The 13,411-nt window shown below is 69.3% G+C and carries 8 protein-coding genes and 1 tRNA gene; 8 read left to right on the top strand and 1 reads right to left on the bottom strand.

Annotated elements, in window-relative coordinates:
• Positions 1-52: 52 nt before the first annotated feature.
• A tRNA-Thr gene (locus G3A44_RS00400) sits at positions 53-128 on the top strand.
• Between the two features lie 21 nt (positions 129-149).
• Here the strand turns inward: G3A44_RS00400 and G3A44_RS00395 are convergent.
• Positions 150-467 (bottom strand): DciA family protein, encoded by a 318-nt coding sequence (locus tag G3A44_RS00395; protein WP_163455508.1) that lies wholly within the window; start codon positions 465-467, stop codon positions 150-152.
• 16 nt (positions 468-483) lie between these two features.
• Here G3A44_RS00395 and G3A44_RS00390 point away from each other — a divergent pair, with 16 nt between their 5' ends.
• The 7 genes from G3A44_RS00390 to urtB all read left to right on the top strand — a co-directional run bounded on the left by G3A44_RS00390 (position 484) and on the right by urtB (position 13,344).
• Positions 484-1,518, top strand: a complete 1,035-nt coding sequence (locus G3A44_RS00390; RefSeq protein ID WP_163455507.1) for a M23 family metallopeptidase — start codon at positions 484-486, stop codon at positions 1,516-1,518.
• Between the two features lie 211 nt (positions 1,519-1,729).
• Entirely contained in the window at positions 1,730-4,474 is a 2,745-nt protein-coding gene (gene secA, locus G3A44_RS00385; RefSeq protein ID WP_163455506.1) for a preprotein translocase subunit SecA, read from the top strand.
• A gap of 75 nt (positions 4,475-4,549) precedes the next feature.
• On the top strand, positions 4,550-5,563 hold the full coding sequence (locus G3A44_RS00380; RefSeq protein ID WP_163455505.1) for a recombination-associated protein RdgC: 1,014 nt from the start codon (positions 4,550-4,552) through the stop codon (positions 5,561-5,563).
• A 90-nt stretch (positions 5,564-5,653) separates the two neighbouring features.
• Positions 5,654-9,160: an ATP-binding protein gene (locus G3A44_RS00375; protein ID WP_163455805.1), complete on the top strand. Its 3,507-nt coding sequence runs from the start codon at positions 5,654-5,656 to the stop codon at positions 9,158-9,160.
• Positions 9,157-10,146 (top strand): response regulator transcription factor, encoded by a 990-nt coding sequence (locus G3A44_RS00370; protein ID WP_163455504.1) that lies wholly within the window; start codon positions 9,157-9,159, stop codon positions 10,144-10,146. The genes G3A44_RS00375 and G3A44_RS00370 overlap by 4 nt, the downstream gene beginning before the upstream one ends.
• A gap of 161 nt (positions 10,147-10,307) precedes the next feature.
• Entirely contained in the window at positions 10,308-11,573 is a 1,266-nt protein-coding gene (urtA, locus tag G3A44_RS00365) for an urea ABC transporter substrate-binding protein (RefSeq protein ID WP_203561243.1), read from the top strand.
• A 157-nt stretch (positions 11,574-11,730) separates the two neighbouring features.
• On the top strand, positions 11,731-13,344 hold the full coding sequence (gene urtB, locus G3A44_RS00360; RefSeq protein WP_163455503.1) for an urea ABC transporter permease subunit UrtB: 1,614 nt from the start codon (positions 11,731-11,733) through the stop codon (positions 13,342-13,344).
• The last annotated feature ends 67 nt before the right edge of the window (positions 13,345-13,411 follow it).

Genomic DNA, 13,411 nt, shown 5'->3' with positions numbered 1-13,411 from the left:
GCGCATCCTCAGGCTTGAGGCTTTTCTCAGCCTAGAATGCTCGCCCACGTATGCCGGCTTAGCTCAGTTGGTAGAGCAACCGCCTTGTAAGCGGTAGGTCATCTGTTCGAGTCAGATAGCCGGCACCACCTTTTTGCGGTTCTGCCGCTTCAGCGGCCCGCCGCAAGGGTCTTGACCCGCAGCGGCACCGGTCGATAACCCTGCTCCCGCAGCTGCTGCTCCACCAGGGGCAGGCACTGGCGAAGCTTGGCGGCCACCGCGCCGTTGGGCACCAGCAGCGTCCAGCCCTCCGGGTCCAGGGACCCTGAGCGCACATGGGGGCGCAGGGCAGGGGGTAGGGCGCGTTGCACCAGCGCCAAGCGCTGCTGCGCTTCGCGGGCACGGGCCAGAAGCTGGCGCAGGCCACTGTCGGCCCCCAACGTCTCGGCGATGGGCCGGGTATGGGGCCCTTGAGTAGGTCGCTGCATCGCCTGGAGTTTAGCCATGCACATCCTGATATCCGACCATGCCCGGGGCAGCGTTCGCACCTTGCAGTGCAACCGTTGGCAGCTCGGGGGCGCGTTGGCACTGTTGGTGGTGGTGCTCATGGCGCTTTCTGGATCCATCTATCACTTCATCTTCCTGACGGCCGTGAGGGACAACTGGCCGGTGGTCAGCCAGGTGGTGCGGTGGGTGATCCGTGATGAGTCCGCTCAGCGCGACCGCCTCATGCGCGAGAACCTTGATGCCATGGCCACCCGACTGGGTGAGTTGCAGGCGCGCGTGGTGCGCATGGAGGCGATGGAGGAGCGGGTGCTGGGTCTGGCCGGGTTCAAGGGCGAGGAGGTCCGTACATTGCGCCAGAGCATCAGTGCCACGCCTTCCGTCTTGCCGGCTGCGTCGGCGGTGCCGGGGGCGGGCGGCGCGGCGCGTGCCGGGCAGGGTGGCTTGCTTGTGGAGCCGCCCGGCGTGGACTTCCGTCTGATGGAGCAGGAACTTGCCAGCACGCACCTGCAGCTCGACCGCCAGGGGGACCTGCTGGCGCTGGCGGAGAGCCGGCTGTTCGAGTCCCGCCTGCTGGCCTTGGCGGTGCCCAGCTCCCGCCCGGTGGAGGTGGAGCCCGGCTCGGGCTTCGGCATCCGATTCGATCCGTTCACCGGACGTCCGGCCCTGCACACCGGGCTGGACTTCGCCGCGCCGCCGGGCACACCAGTGCGTGCTGCCGCCGGCGGGGTGGTCTCTTTGGTCGACAGCCATCCCCAGTACGGCCGGATGGTTGAGGTGGACCATGGCCAGGGTTTGCTGACCCGGTATGCCCACCTGCAATCCCAGGCCGTGCAGCCCGGCGACCTGGTCAAGCGCGGCCAGGTCATCGGGGCGGTGGGCAACAGCGGCCGCTCGACGGGCCCCCACCTGCACTTTGAGGTGCTGGTGGAGGGTGTGCCCCAGAATCCGTCGCGTTTTCTCGCGGCCACGGCGCCCTCCCGCGCCGCCGAGTTGCTGACACGCCAGAAGCCCGGGCGCGCGTCGCGGCCCTGATTGGGGCCTGCGGGCAGGTTGGCCGGAGCCGGCTGTCGGCCCCGATGCGGTGTGGACGGTCGCGAAAAAACCGGGTGCTACACTCGATTGTTTTGCGGGCCACGCCCTGCCGCCCCGGTTTTCCGGGCTGCGGACGACGTCCGGCGTGGCCTTGATGCGACCTGCGCGCCCCGCGCGGCCGCCCCTGTGAATCGGAAGGCCCCGACGCCTCATGTTGTCCAAGCTTCTTGCCATTCCCACCCAGCTCTTCGGCAGCCGCAACGAACGCCTGCTCAAGGGTTACCGGCGCATCGTGGAGCGCATCAATGCGCTGGAGCCTGAGTTCGAGAAACTGGATGACGCTGCCCTGCAGGCGCTGACGCCAAAGTTCCGTGAACGCCTGGCGCGTGGTGAGACCCTCGACGACTTGCTGCCCGATGCCTTCGCTGCGGTGCGGGAGGCGGGCAAGCGTGTGTTCCGCATGCGGCATTTCGATGTGCAACTGCTGGGGGGCATGACCCTGCACAACGGCAAGATCGCCGAGATGCGCACCGGCGAGGGCAAGACCTTGATGGCGACGCTGCCGGTGTACCTCAACGCCCTGACCGGCAAGGGCGTGCACGTGGTCACCGTCAACGACTACCTGGCGCGCCGCGACGCCGAGTGGATGGGCCGTCTCTACAACTTCCTGGGCATGTCCGTCGGCGTCAACGTGCCCGGCATGGAGCGTGGTGAGAAGCAGGCGGCCTACGCCGCCGACATCACCTATGGCACCAACAACGAATTCGGTTTCGACTACCTGCGCGACAACATGGTCTATGAGACCCATGATCGCGTGCAGCGGGGCCTGAACTTCGCGATCGTCGACGAGGTGGACTCCATCCTGATCGACGAGGCCCGCACGCCGCTGATCATCTCCGGCCAGGCCGAGGACCACACCGAGCTCTACGTGCGCATCAATGCCATCGTGCCGCAGCTCAAGCGTCAGGTGGGTGAGGCCGATCCGCGCACGGGCGAGGGCGTGGTGGAGCCGGGCGACTTCACGGTCGACGAGAAGGGCCATCAGATCTACCTGACCGAGGCCGGACACGAGAACGCCGAGGCCCTGCTGGGTCAGGCGGGGCTGCTGGCCGAGGGCGCCAGCCTCTATGACCCGGCCAACATCACGCTGATGCACCATGTGTACGCGGCGTTGCGGGCTCGCCACCTGTACCACCGTGACCAGCATTACGTGGTGCAGGACGGCGAGGTGGTGATCGTGGACGAGTTCACCGGCCGCCTGATGACCGGCCGGCGCTGGAGCGACGGTTTGCACCAGGCGGTGGAAGCCAAGGAAGGGGTGCAGATCCAGAGCGAGAACCAGACGCTGGCCTCGATCACCTTCCAGAACTACTTCCGCATGTACGGCAAGCTCGGTGGCATGACCGGCACCGCCGACACCGAGGCCTACGAATTCCAGGAGATCTACGGTCTGGAGACCGTGGTCATCCCGCCCAACCGGCCGACCATCCGCAAGGACGAGAACGACCTGGTCTACAAGACGGCGCGCGAGAAGTACAACGCCGTCATCGAGGACATCCGCGAGTGCCACGGCCGTGGCCAGCCGGTGCTGGTGGGCACCACGTCAATCGAGAATTCCGAGCTGATCTCCGACCTGCTGCAGCAGGCCAAGCTGCCGCATCAGGTGCTCAACGCCAAGCAGCATGCCAAGGAGGCGGAGATCATCGCCCAGGCCGGTCGCCCGGGCTCGATCACCATCGCCACCAACATGGCAGGTCGCGGCACCGACATCGTGCTGGGCGGCAACGTCGAGAAGCAGGCCCAGTTCATCGAGGCAGATCCTGCACTTGGTGAGGAGGAGAAGGCCGCCCGCATCCAGAAGCTCAAGGACGAGTGGGCCTCGCTCAACGCGCAGGTCAAGGCGCTGGGGGGGCTGCGCATCATTGCCACCGAGCGCCATGAGAGCCGCCGCATCGACAACCAGCTGCGTGGCCGCTCCGGTCGTCAGGGGGACCCGGGCGCTTCCCGCTTCTACCTGAGCCTGGACGACTCGCTCATGCGCATCTTCGCCGGCGAGCGGGTGCGGGCCATCATGGACCGCCTGAAGATGCCCGAGGGCGAAGCCATCGAGGCGGGCATCGTCAACCGCTCCATCGAGAGCGCGCAGCGCAAGGTCGAGGCCCGCAACTTCGATGTCCGCAAGCAGCTGCTGGAGTACGACGACGTTTCCAATGACCAGCGCAAGGTGATCTACCAGCAGCGTAACGAGATCCTGGAGGATGCCTCCCAGGTGCAGCGCGTGGCCAACCTGCGCCGCGCCACGCTGGAGGAGGTGGTGCGCACCTTCGTGCCGCGCGAGAGCGTGGAGGAGCAGTGGGACCTGCCGTCCCTGGAGAAAGTGCTGCGCGAGGAGTGGCAGGTTGAGGTGGACCTGCAGGCCGTGGTCAAGGCCAGCGATGCCATCACCGACGAGGAGATCGTCGAGAAGGTGGTGGCCGCGGGCGAAGCGGTGTTCCAGGCCAAGATCGAGCTGGTGGGCGAGGAGCAGTTCAACCCCTTCATGCGCATGGTGCTGCTGCAGTCTATGGACCAGCACTGGCGTGAGCACCTGGCTGCGCTGGACTACCTGCGCCAGGGCATCCACCTGCGCGGCTACGCTCAGAAGAACCCCAAGCAGGAATACAAGCGCGAGGCGTTCGAGCTGTTCGCGCAGCTGCTTGAAGTGGTCAAGATGGAGGTTTCTCGCGTCCTGCTGAACGTGCGGGTCCAGACCCGTGAGCAGGTCAGCGAGGCGGCGCAGGCCATGGAGCAGAGCGCCGAGCGGCTGACCAACGTCAATTACACCCACCCCAACGAGGATGGCAGTGTGACCACCGAGGCGGATCCCGCCACCGAGGTGCCGCGTGTGGGCCGCAACGATCCTTGTCCCTGCGGCAGCGGCAAGAAGTACAAGTCCTGCCACGGCCGTCTGGCCTGAGCGGTCTGATCCCCCTCCCGCGGCCCGGGTGTGCCTGAAGGTGCCCCGGGCCGCGTCGTTTTCCGGAGCCTTGCGATGTTCAAGAACCTGCTGATCCACCGTCTGCTGCCGGGCTGGAGCCCGGAGCTGGTCCGTGACGAGGCCGCCCTGCAGTCCCAGGCCTTCGTGCCCTGCGGCGCTTCCCAGCCCTTCTCCAGCGGCTGGGTGCCTCCGCGTGGTGAGCCCCACGGGCCGTTGATCGAATCGGTGGGGGGGCATTGGATCTTGCAGCTGCGCACCGAGCAGCGCCTGCTGCCGGCCTCGGTGGTCAAGGACCGCATGGAGGAGATTGCCGAGGACGTGGAGCGCAGTACCGGGCGCAAGCCGGGCAAGAAGCAGATGCGCGAGCTCAAGGAGCAGGCGGTGCTGGAGCTGCTGCCCCGGGCCTTCACCCGGCACAGCCATCTGCGCCTGTGGGTGGATCCGCAGGCGGGCCTGCTGCTGGCCGACTGCGCCAGTGCGCGTCGCGCCGAGGATGCCCTGAGCCTGCTGGTCGAGGCCTGGCCGGGCTTTGCCGTGCAGCTGCTGCAGACCCAGTGCGCGCCGGCCACGGCCATGGCCGCCTGGCTGACCGAGGGGCAAGCTCCGGGGGACCTGGCCCTGGACCGCGAGTGTGAGCTCAAGGCCCCCGATGAGACCAAGGCGGTGGTGCGCTACGCCCGCCACGCGCTGGACATCGACGAGGTGCGTGAGCACATCGCCCAGGGCAAGCAGCCCACCCGGCTGGCCCTGTCTTGGGCCGGGCGTGTCGGCTTCACGCTGACCGAGCAGGGGGCCTTGCGCAAGATCGGCTTTGACGACGTGGTCTTCGAGGGCAAGACCGACAAGGCCGATGACGGTGGCTTTGACGCCGATGTGGCCATTGCCACCGGCGAGCTCCGTCGCCTGGTGCCTGCCCTGGTCGAGGCCCTGGACGGTGAGCTGTTGCCAGGGCAGGGGCCCGCGCCGGCCTCACCCGAGACGGTGGACACGGCCGCGGCAGGGGGACCCCTGCCGGCCGTGGCCGCTTCCTCTCCGCAGGCCGGGGAAGACCTGCCGCCCTGGGCCTGAGCGGCCGGTCCGTCCGGCACCTGGCCCAATTCTTGAATGCGGCCGGGGATCCCCATTCGTCCGCGCGCCGACCCCTGAGAGGGCCGGAGGATCCCCGCCTTGAGCTCCCCGTCCCCCCCTCCCGCCGCCCAGCAGCGGGTCATCAACATCCGGCGCGACTACAACGCCTGGGTGGCCAGCGAATCGCTGGAGGACTATGCCCTGCGCTTCACCCCGCACGGCTTTCGCAAGTGGTCGGCCTGGCGGGTGGCCAACACCGCCTTCGGCGCCTCGTCCTTCCTGGTGCTGGAGGCGGTGGGCGCCACGCTGCTGGTGCGCTACGGCTTCATCAACGCCTTCTGGGCCATCCTGGCCACGGGGCTGATCATTGCCCTGGCGGGCTGGCCCATCAGCGTGTATGCCGCCCGGCATGGGGTGGACATGGACCTGCTCACCCGGGGCGCCGGCTTCGGCTACCTGGGCTCCACGCTCACCTCGTTGATCTACGCCAGCTTCACCTTCATCTTCTTCGCCCTGGAGGCGGCGGTGATGGCCTATGCGCTGGAGCTGGCCTTTGACCTGCCACCGGCCTGGGGCTATCTGGTCTGCGCCCTGGTGGTGGTGCCGCTGGCCACCCACGGGGTCACTGCCATCAGCCGCCTGCAGGTCTGGACCCAGCCCTTGTGGCTGGCCCTGCTGATCCTGCCGTATCTGGTGGTCTTCCACCACCATCCCGGACTCCTGCAGGACCTCAGCAGCTATGCCGGGCAGGGCACCAGCGGCCCCGCTGCCTTCCAGCTGCAGGCATTTGGCGCCGCCATGACGGTGGGGGTGGCGCTGATCACCCAGATGGGTGAGCAGGTGGACTACCTGCGATTCATGCCCGAGCGCCAGGGGCAGCCACGGCGGTGGTGGCTGGCGGTGCTGGTGGGCGGCCCGGGCTGGGTGGTGCCGGGCGTGCTCAAGATGCTGGGCGGCGCGCTGCTGGCCTTTCTGGCCTTGCAGCACATGGTGCCGGCCGAGCGGGCGGTGGACCCCAACCAGATGTACCTGGCGGCCTACGAATACCTCATGCCGCACTACAGCTGGGCGGTGGGCGTGACGGCACTCTTTGTCATCGTCTCCCAGCTCAAGATCAACGTCACCAACGCCTATGCGGGCTCGCTGGCGTGGTCCAACTTCTTCTCCCGCGTCACCCACAGCCACCCGGGGCGGGTGGTCTGGATGGTATTCAACATCCTGATCGCGTTGATGCTCATGGAGCTCGACGTGTTCCAGGCGCTGGGCGGCGTGCTGGGCCTGTTCTCCAACATTGCCATCAGCTGGATCATGGCCGTGGTGGCCGACCTGGTGATCAGCAAGCCCCTGGGCTGGAGCCCGCCAGGCATCGAGTTCCGTCGCGCCTACCTGCATGACATCAACCCGGTGGGCGTGGGGGCGATGGGCCTGGCGTCGCTGCTGTCGGTGGCCGCCCACCTGGGCGCCTTCGGACCGTTGGCGCAGGCCTTCTCCGCCCTGATCGCCCTGGCCACGGCCCTGGTCACCGCGCCACTGCTGGCCTGGTGGACCCGGGGCCGCTACTACCTGGCCCGACCGGTGGAGCCGGTGCCCGAGGCGCCTGGGCCCGCGGACCACCACGGCCCCTACGCCCGGCTGCGGGCGCCGGTGCGCAGCCGATGCGTGGTGTGTGGCGGTCGCTTCGAGTCGCCGGACATGGCCGCCTGCCCGGCCTATGGCGGTCCCATCTGCTCGCTGTGCTGCACCTTGGACGCCCGCTGCCAGGACCGCTGCAAGCCCCAGCCGCGTCTGGTGGATCAGGTCTGGCGCGCCTGGGCGGCCCTGCTGGGCCGCCTGCTGCCGCGGCGCATGGGACAGCGGGTGGACACGGGGCTGGGCCAGTTCCTGCTGCTCATGGCCCTGATCATGCCGGCGCTCGGGGCGCTCTTCGGCCTGCTCTACCACCAGTCCCTGGCCCGGCTGGCGGGCGAGGACGCGGCGCTGCGCGCCGTGGTGGAGCCCGCGCTGCAGGGCGGCTTCCTCAAGGCCTATGCCGCGCTGCTGCTCGTGGCCTCGGTGGTGGCTTGGTGGTTGGTGCTGGCCCACCGCAGCCGCGCGGTGGCCCAGGAAGAAACCACCCGCCAGACCGAGGCGTTGATGCGCGAGATCGACTCCCACCGCCAGACCGACCTGCAGCTGCAGGAGGCCAAGCGCCAGGCCGACGCGGCCAACCAGGCCAAGACCCGCTACATCACCGCCATCAGCCACGAGCTGCGCACCCCGCTCAACAGCATCCTCGGCTATGCCCAGCTGCTGGAGGAGGACGAGGCCATGCCCGCCCACCGGCGCCAGGCCGTCAGCGTCATCCGCAGGGGCGGCGACCACCTGCTGGGCCTGATCGAGGGCACGCTGGACGTGGCCCGCATCGAGAGCGGCAAGCTCTCGCTGGAGGTGAGGCCCATGCGCTTTGCCCGCACCCTGGAGGAACTGGCCCGCATGTTCGAGCTCCAGGCCCAGGCCAAGGGCATTCGCTTCGTCCGCGACTTCGGCGAGCGCCTGCCTGAGGTCGTGCGGGCCGACGAGCGCCGGCTGCGCCAAATCCTCATCAACCTGCTGGGCAACGCGGTCAAGTTCACCCAGTCGGGTGAGGTCTGCCTGCGCCTGCGCCATGCCCGCGACATGGCCCGGGTGGAGATCCAGGACTCCGGGCCCGGCATGAGCCCCCAGGAGCTGGCCCGGGTCTTCGAACCCTTCGTGCGGGGCTCGGCCGCGGGGGCCGCCGCCGCCGCCGGCACCGGCCTGGGTCTGACCATCAGCAAGATGCTCACCGAGTTGATGGGGGGCGAGATGGCGGTGCACAGCACACCGGGGCAGGGCAGCACCTTCAGCCTGCGGCTGTTCCTGCCCGAGGTGGCCGGTGAGGCGCTGCACGAGGCCCATCCCGTGGCACGGCGCGGTGGCTATGAAGGACCGCGCAGAACCATTCTGGTGGTGGACAACGAGGAGGCCGACCGGGCGCTGCTGCGTGACCTGCTCACCCCACTGGGCTTCCACATCGAGCAGGCCGCCTCGGGCGAGGAGGCGCTGCAGCGCCTGGCCACCCTGCGGCCGGATGCGATCTTCATGGACCTGGCCATGCCCGGCATCGACGGTTGGGAGACCCTGCGGCGCTTGCGCCGCGACGGCCTGAGCCGGGCGCCGGCTGCAGTCGTCTCTGCCAACGCCTTTGACAAGGGACTGGAGAACGACGTCGGCATCACCGCCGCCGATTTCCTGGTCAAACCCGTGCGCCTGACCGAGCTGCTGGACTGGCTGGGCCAGCGGCTGGACCTGCGCTGGACGGCTCCGGCCGTCGCAGGGGCACCGCCGCCTGCCGAGCCCGTTGCGGGCGGCCCGCCACCGGCGCAGGCCGCCCGGGCCCTGGGCACCGCCACTTTGCAGGCCCTGCTGGCCCAGGTGGAGCGGGGCTATCCCCGCGGCGTCCAGCGCCTGCTCGATGGGCTCAGTCCCGTCGAGCCCGACGCCCAACAATTTGTCCACCAGGCCCGCGGCCTGGTGCGTGATTTCCGGCTGGATGCCCTGGAGGCCCAGCTGCGCCAAGCCCTGAAGGAGACCCCATGACCGTCGATGAACCTGCCCTGGCCGACAGCGGCGCGGGGGCCGACGCCCGTGAGACGGGCGATCTGGTGCTGATCGTCGATGACGTGCCCGACAACCTGGCCGTGCTGCACGACGCGCTCGACGAGTCGGGCTACACCGTGCTGGTGGCCACCCACGGCGAGGCCGCGCTGCGGCTGGCCGCGCAGGACGCGCCCGACATCATCCTGCTGGATGCGGTGATGCCCGGCCTGGACGGCTTTGAGGTGGCCCGCCGGCTCAAGGCCGACCCGGAGACGGCCCCCATCCCCATCGTCTTCATGACCGGGCTGTCGGATGCGGAGCATGTGGTCCAGGCCTTTGCCGCCGGCGGCACGGACTATGTGACCAAGCCCATCCGCACCCGCGAGGTCCTGGCGCGCCTGGCCGCCCACCTGCAGACCGCCCGGGCCCAGCGCCAGGCCCGCAACGCGCTGGACGCCTTCGGGCACGCCACCGTGGTGGTGCGCGAGCGCGACGGCCGACGCCTGTGGCAGACCGCCCTGGCGCGCCGCCTGCTGGAGAGCTACTTTCCCGGCGTTCCGGAGGTCACCACCCCGGCCGAGGTGGCGGCCTGGATCGCCCGGGAGAGCCTGCGCCGGCGTGCCGGCGCCGAGCCCCAGAGCCTGACCGTGGCCCGCGGGGCCAACCGCCTGAGCCTGGCCCTGCACCGCCTGCCCGACGGCAGCAGCGAAGGGGAGTGGCTGGTGGTGCTGCGCGAGGCCAGCGAGGCGGCGCTGCTGGAGGCGCTGGCCCTGGCCTTCCCGGTGCTCACCGCGCGCGAAGCGGAGGTGTTGCACTGGGTCATCCAGGGCAAGACCAACCGCGACATCGGCGACATCCTGGGCACCAGCCCCCGCACCGTGCACAAGCACCTGGAGCATGTCTTCGAGAAGCTGGGGGTGACCAGCCGCACCGCCGCCGCGGCCATGGCCCTGGGCCGCCTGCGGGGAGGCGGCGAGGGCGGTTGAGGCCGGCCTGTCGGGGCGGGACTACGCCAGTCTGCGTATTGGTGCGCAGCAGGGGGCCGGACACACTGGACGTCATCCCGGCACACGGTGCAGACCGCGGACCGGGTCCTTCAGGACACGCGCACACCTCCTTCTCCCACCCTCCCACGGAGTCCTCTTCCATGCAGATCACCCGCCGCTCCCTCACCGCGCTGGCCGCTGCCGCCGCCACCTTCGGCCTGAGCTCGCTGGCCCAGGCCGCCGACACCATCAAGGTCGGTGTCCTGCACAGCCTCTCGGGCACCATGGCCATCTCCGAGACCGTCCTCAAGGACGTGGCGCTGATGACCATCGAGGAGATCAACGCCGCCGGCGGCGTGATGGGCAAGAAGCTCGAGGCCGTGGTGGTCGATCCGGCCTCCAACTGGCCGTTGTTCGCCGAGAAGGCCAAGCAGCTCATCACCCAGGACAAGGTGGCCGCCGTGTTCGGCTGCTGGACCTCGGTGAGCCGCAAGTCGGTGCTGCCGGTGTTCGAAGAGACCAACTCCCTGCTGTTCTACCCCGTGCAGTACGAGGGTGAGGAGCTGAGCAAGAACGTGTTCTACACCGGCGCCGCGCCCAACCAGCAGGCCATCCCGGCGGTCGAATACCTGATGAGCAAGGACGGTGGCAGCGCCAAGCGCTTTGTGCTGCTGGGCACCGACTATGTGTACCCCCGCACCACCAACAAGATCCTGCGCGCCTTCCTCAAGAGCAAGGGCGTGGCCGATGCCGACATCATGGAGGAGTACACCCCCTTCGGCCACTCGGACTACCAGTCCATCATCGCCAAGATCAAGAAGTTCTCCTCTGAAGGCAAGAAGACCGCGGTGGTCTCGACCATCAACGGCGACTCCAACGTGCCCTTCTACAAGGAGCTGGGCAACCAGGGCCTGAAGGCGACCGACGTGCCGGTGGTGGCCTTCTCGGTGGGTGAGGAGGAGCTGCGCGGCGTGGACACCAAGCCGCTGGTGGGCCATCTGGCCGCCTGGAACTACTTCATGAGCGTCAAGAGCCCGGCCAATGCCGCCTTCGTCAAGAAGTGGAGCGACTACGCCAAGGCCAAGAAGATCCCGGGTCACATGGACAAGCCGCTGACCAACGACCCGATGGAGGCCACCTACATCGGCATCCACATGTGGGCCCAGGCCGTGGCCAAGGCCAAGTCCACGGACACCGACAAGGTCATCGCCGCGATGGCGGGTCAGACTTTCCAGGCCCCGGGCGGCTTCATGTCCACCATGGACAAGGAGAACCACCACCTCTGGAAGCCGGTGTTCATCGGCGAGGTGCGCGCTGACGGCCAGTTCAACGTGGTGTGGAAGACCAAGGGCCCGGTCCAGGCCGACCCGTGGAGCGACTACATCCCCGAGAACAAGGGCAAGAAGAACGTGCCGGCCACCAAGTAAGGCCCGAGACGGGGCCGCCGGCGGCGTCATCCGCCGGGCGCCGCCCCCTTGCCAGACCCGCAGCGGGCCGGCCGGCACTCCGCCGGCCGGCCCGCTGCCGCATTGCATTCGCCGCCGCCACTGGCGTCGGCCTCTCCCGCTGCCCGGACTCCCGCCCATGCGCCTGCTCCGCCGACTGCTCCTGTCCTGTCTGGCCGCCGCCAGCGGCCTGCTCCTTCACCTGCCGGCCCAGGCGCTGACGCCTGAGCAGGCGCTGGCCATCGCGTCGGGCGACACCGACGAGCGCCTGGCCGCGCTGGCCGAGGCCTCGGCCCGGGCCGACGCGGGCCTGCCGGCCCTGGTGCGGGCCCTGCTGGACGACAGCGTGAAGTTCACCGCCCGACAGGTCCTGCTCATCGACGGCGACAAGGTGGTGGACGCGACCACCGGCCAGAGCGCGAGCCTGCCGCCCGAGGCGGAGGACGTGGTCAACAACAACCGCATGCGCGCCGCCCTGGAATCGACCCTGGCCGCGCTCAAGCTCCTGTCCCCCGAGGTTGCGCAGCGCCGCGAGGCGGTGGCCGAGCTGGTCCGCCAGAGCCTGGAGCCCAGCCAGCTGCCTTTGTTGGACAAGGCCTTCGCGGCCGAGACCGATCCGGCCCTGCTGGAACAGCTCCGGCTCATGCGCGCCAGCGTGCTGCTGGCCCATGACGAACCCGCCCGCCGTCTGGAGGCCGCCCGCGCCCTGGGCGAGAGCGACAGCCCCCAGGTGCGCAGCCTGCTGCAGGAGCGCCTGGGTGAACTGAGCCCGGCCGGCGCCGGACCGGAGGCCGACCCCGCCGTGCGCGGCGCCCTGCTGGCGTCCTTTGACAAGGTCTCCGCCCGCCTGGCCTGGGGTGAGCGCCTGGGCGTGGTCTTCACCGGCATCAGCCTGGGCTCCATCCTGCTGCTGGTGGCCCTGGGCCTGGCCATCACCTATGGCCTGATGGGCGTGATCAACATGGCCCACGGCGAGCTGATGATGATCGGTGCCTACGCCACCTACGTGGTGCAGAACCTGTTCCGTGCCTGGCTGCCCGGCGCCTTTGATGCCTACGTGCTGGTGGCCATCCCGGTGTCCTTCTTCAGTGCTGCCCTGGTGGGCGCGGCGCTGGAGCGCACCGTGCTGCGCTGGCTCTACGGCCGGCCGCTGGAGACGCTGCTGGCCACCTGGGGCATCTCCCTGGTGCTGATGCAGGCGGTGCGCACGCTGTTTGGCGCGCAGAACGTGCCGGTGGAGAACCCGGCCTGGCTGTCGGGCGGCGTGGCCGTCACCAGCAACCTCACCCTGCCCTTCAACCGCATTGCCATCATCGTCTTCGCCTTGGCCGTGCTGGCGGCGGTGGCCCTGATGATTGCCCGCACCCGCATGGGCCTGTTCGTGCGCGGTGTCACCCAGAACCGCCGCATGGCCGCCTGCGTGGGCATCCACACCGCGCGCATCGACACCTACGCCTTCAGCCTGGGCGCCGGCCTGGCCGGCCTGGCCGGCTGCGCCCTCAGCCAGATCGGCAACGTCGGCCCCGACCTGGGCCAGAACTACATCGTCGACAGCTTCATGGTCGTGGTGCTGGGCGGCGTGGGCCAGTTGGCCGGCACCGTCTATGCCGCGCTGGGCCTGGGCGTGCTGGGCAAGCTGCTGGAGGGCTGGGCCGGTGCGGTGCTGGCCAAGATCATGGTGCTGGTGGTCATCGTGGTCTTCATCCAGAAGCGACCCCAGGGCCTGTTTGCCATGAAGGGGCGCGAGGTCTGAACGGCCCGCCGCGGCCCGCACCGCCTCCTCCCAAACGCCCCGTCCCCACACCGCCCTGACGACCGGA

This window comes from Ideonella livida (assembly GCF_010499455.1).
Classification (GTDB): domain Bacteria; phylum Pseudomonadota; class Gammaproteobacteria; order Burkholderiales; family Burkholderiaceae_C; genus Ideonella; species Ideonella livida.
This window is presented reverse-complemented; position numbering and strand designations above follow the sequence as displayed.

What these genes read in the sequence shown, in the direction of transcription:
- G3A44_RS00395 (WP_163455508.1), bottom strand. Translation starts at nt 467, where the DNA reads ATGCAGCGACCTACTCAAGGGCCCCATACCCGGCCCATCGCCGAGACG.
- G3A44_RS00390 (WP_163455507.1), top strand. Translation starts at nt 484, where the DNA reads ATGCACATCCTGATATCCGACCATGCCCGGGGCAGCGTTCGCACCTTG.
- secA (WP_163455506.1), top strand. Translation starts at nt 1,730, where the DNA reads ATGTTGTCCAAGCTTCTTGCCATTCCCACCCAGCTCTTCGGCAGCCGC.
- G3A44_RS00380 (WP_163455505.1), top strand. Translation starts at nt 4,550, where the DNA reads ATGTTCAAGAACCTGCTGATCCACCGTCTGCTGCCGGGCTGGAGCCCG.
- G3A44_RS00370 (WP_163455504.1), top strand. Translation starts at nt 9,157, where the DNA reads ATGACCGTCGATGAACCTGCCCTGGCCGACAGCGGCGCGGGGGCCGAC.
- urtA (WP_203561243.1), top strand. Translation starts at nt 10,308, where the DNA reads ATGCAGATCACCCGCCGCTCCCTCACCGCGCTGGCCGCTGCCGCCGCC.
- urtB (WP_163455503.1), top strand. Translation starts at nt 11,731, where the DNA reads ATGCGCCTGCTCCGCCGACTGCTCCTGTCCTGTCTGGCCGCCGCCAGC.